The sequence below is a fragment of the bacterium genome, from assembly GCA_021372775.1.
Classification (GTDB): Bacteria; Acidobacteriota; Polarisedimenticolia; order J045; family J045; genus JAJFTU01.
In genome coordinates this window covers 1-3,416 of sequence record JAJFTU010000387.1, presented here as the reverse complement: position 1 = coordinate 3,416, position 3,416 = coordinate 1, and the positions used below count along the sequence as shown (strand labels likewise).

The following is a 3,416-nucleotide window of genomic DNA, read 5'->3' as shown; positions in this document are numbered from 1 at the left end:
GTCGCGCCGTGCCCCATCTGCCGCAGCACGCGGTCCTGGATCGGGCCGGGGCGGCGCGTCATCACGAGGAAGGCGCGGCGCGGGCGCGGCGCCTGGATCGCGTCGAGCGCCCAGCTGGTCGCGACGATGCCGAGCAGCGTGTACATCGCCAGCTCGGCGCTGGAGATGAGCGCCGTGGCGACGACGAGTCCGCCGTTCAGCGCGAGGAGCGCCTCCCCCACGCCGACCCCGAACCGCCGGCTGACGTAGACGCCGAGGATGTCGAAGCCGCCGAGCGATCCGCTCGACTTGAGCGCCACCGCGCTCCCCACGCCGACCAGCGCGCCGCCGAAGATCGCGGCGAGCATCGGGTCCTTCGTCAGCGGCGGGAAGGCGAGGTAGTCGGCGGCGATCCAGGAGAGGATCACGGCGAGCGCCGAGAGGGCGGCGAAGGCGCGGCCGACGCCGCGGAACGCGACGAGGAAGATCGGCACGTTGAGCAGCGCCATCCCGAGGCCGACCGGGACGTGGAGAAGGCTCTGCATCAGCAGCCCCGCGCCGGTCACGCCCCCGGAGAGGAGGTGGGCCGGCTCGAGGAAGCACTTCACCGAGGCGACGAAGGCGACGACGCCGAGCACGAGCAGCAGTCCGCGCCAGGCGCCGCGCGCGAGCCGTCTCGGGGTCAGGCGCGGGAAACGACGATCGGCAGTGTTCATGGGCAGGTTCCTCGCCGGGAAGGATCGCACGGCCGCGCCCTCGGGCAAGCGCCGCGCCGCCTCGTTCCCGGCACGATTCGGTTCTTCGCGGCGCCGCGCCCGCGGGCAAGCGGGGCGCCGCCTCGTTCCCGGCACGATCCGGTTCTTCGCGGGACCGCGCCCGCGGGCAGGCGGGGCGCTCCGCGCCGCGGCCCAGTTCCGGTCCCGCGCGCCGCGGTCGCCCGTCCGGCTCGGCCGGGTCGGCGGCGCGGGACGGGCGGCCGGCGGACGGCAAGCGGGTCGGCCGCGCAGACCTTAGACTGCGGGGCATGTCCGGGCCACCGACGATCGACGCGCTGCTCCGCCGGGCCTTCGGCCACGACGGGTTCCGCCCCGGCCAGCGGGAGATCGTCGAGGCGATGACCGCCGGGCGGAACGTCGTCGCGGTGATGCCGACCGGCGCCGGCAAGTCGCTCTGCTTCCAGCTCCCCGCCCTCGCCGCCCCCGGCACGACGATCGTCGTCTCGCCGCTGATCGCGCTGATGAAGGACCAGGTGGACGCGCTCGTCGCGCGCGGGCTGCCGGCGGCGGCGATCCATTCCGGCCTCGACGCCGAGGAGCGCGGCCGGGCGATGTCCGACCTCGCCGCGGGACGGCTCAAGCTCGCCTACGTCGCCCCGGAGCGGCTCGCGCTCGACTCGTTCCAGGCGACGCTGGAGCGGATCCGGCCGTCGCGGCTCGTCGTCGACGAGGCGCACTGCATCAGCCAGTGGGGGCACGACTTCCGCCCCGACTACCGCCGCCTCGGCGCGCTGCGGGCGCGTCTCGGCGCGCCGGTCGGGGCCTTCACCGCCACGGCGACGCCGGAAGTCCGCGCCGACATCGCGCGTCAGCTCGGCGTGGACGACGCGCTGGAGTTCGTCGCCGGATTCGAGCGGCCGAACCTCTCGCTGCGCGCCGCGCACTGCCGCGGCTGGGCGGAGAAGCAGGCGGAGTTGGAGCGGCTCTTCGCGGAGATCGGCCCGCCGGCGATCGTCTACGCGGCGACGCGCCGCAACGTGGACGAGTGGTGCGCCTGGCTGCGCGTCCGCCGCGCGCGCACCGTCGCCTACCATGCCGGCCTCGGCGACGACGAGCGGAAGCGGGCGCAGGACGCGTTCATCGAGGGGCGCGCCGACGCGATCGTCGCCACGAACGCCTTCGGGATGGGGATCGACAAGCCGGACATCCGGCTCGTCGTCCACGTCGACCTGCCGGGGAGCGTCGAGGCGTACTACCAGGAGGCCGGACGCGCGGGACGCGACGGCAAGCCCTCCGTGTGCGAGCTGCTCTACAGCCCGGCCGACGTGCGGACGCAGGAGTTCTTCCTCGCCGGCTCGAACCCCTCGCGGCCGCTCTTCGAGGCCGTCTGGGCGGCGCTGGCCGGCGACCCGACGAGCGAGGAGATCGAGGCGCTCGGCGCGGACGCGGCGGAGCGGATGGCCGCGCAGACCGCGGCGCGGCTGCTGCGGCAGGCGGCCGAGCAGCGCGGCGTCGCCGTGGGCGAGGGGCCGGCGCCGATCGACTACGCGTTCCGCGCGCGCAAGGCGCGCCGCGACGCCGAGCGGCTCGAGGCGATCGTCCGCTTCGCGCAGACGCGCGCCTGCCGGGCCCGCTTCGTCCACGCCTACTTCGCCGCCGGCGCGGGCGAGGAGGACGCCCCCGGCGCGGCCCCGCCCTGCGGCGCCTGCGACAACTGCCGCGGCGCGGCGCGGCGGCGCGGCGCGGCGAGACCGCTCGACGACGAGCAGTACTTCGCGGTGCGGGTCGCGCTGTCCGCCGTCGCGCGCCTCGACCGCCGCTTCGGCCAGGAGCGGATCGCGCAGGTCCTCGCCGGCAGCCAGTCGAAGGAGATCCTGTCGCGCGGGCTCGACGCCGTGCCGACGTTCGGGAAGCTCGCCGGGATGGGCCAGGAGCGGGTCAAGCGGCTCCTCGACGCGCTCGCCGACGCCGCGCTGATCGACCGCGTCCCGCTCGACGGCGGCCCGGTCGGCGCCTCCGTCCTCGCGTTGACCGAAGCCGGCGCGCGCGCCATGCGCGGCTTCGAGCGTCCCGAGGTCGCGTTCCCCGCCGCCGCGTACGTGGCGAGGGCCTCGAAGAACGACGGGCCGCGGCTGCCGGGCGCGAAGCAGGGGCGCGCCGCGCGGAACGCGGCGCGCGAAACGCCGACGACCGCGACGGGCGGAGCGAACCCGAACGCCACGCGCGTCTACGCGCGGCTGCGCGCCTGGCGCGCGGAGGAAGCGGCCCGGCGCGGGACGGCGCCGTTCATGGTGTTCCACGACGCCGTGCTGCGGGCCGTGGCCGAGGTTGGGCCCGAATCGCTCGCCGAACTGGCGAAAATCAAAGGCATCGGCCCCGCCAAACTCGAGCTCTACGGCGACGCCCTCCTCTCCGTCCTCCGCCTCCCCGACGTCCCCTAACAACGTGGAGCCGACCGTGTTGGTCGGCCGTCGTCCGCGGGCGGACGGGGCCGTCCGCCGGCGGACGTTTCCGCCGAGCCCGCTCCTTTGGAATCAACGACTTGCGGCGGCACGCCCTTTGCTTCCCATCCCCGGCATGCTCGACTCCCTGCCGCCCGACCAGCGACCGACCTCCGCCCCGGAGCTCTTCCGGCCCCGCCACTGCCCGTGGCCCGACTGCCCCGCCCACCTCGACCGCGGCGCGCCGACCCGCTTCCCCCGCGCCGGCTGGTACCGCCGC

The 3,416-nt window shown here is 75.9% G+C and carries 2 protein-coding genes; one reads left to right on the top strand and one right to left on the bottom strand.

Features of this window, described 5'->3' with window-relative positions; all coding sequences use genetic code 11:
• A partial coding sequence (locus LLG88_12905; protein MCE5247805.1) for a YitT family protein occupies positions 1-695 on the bottom strand: 695 nt, incomplete at its 3' end.
• 308 nt (positions 696-1,003) lie between these two features.
• Here LLG88_12905 and LLG88_12900 point away from each other — a divergent pair.
• A complete protein-coding gene (locus tag LLG88_12900) occupies positions 1,004-3,136 on the top strand; it encodes an ATP-dependent DNA helicase (GenBank protein ID MCE5247804.1) in 2,133 nt (710 codons plus the stop codon).
• Positions 3,137-3,416 lie beyond the last annotated feature (280 nt).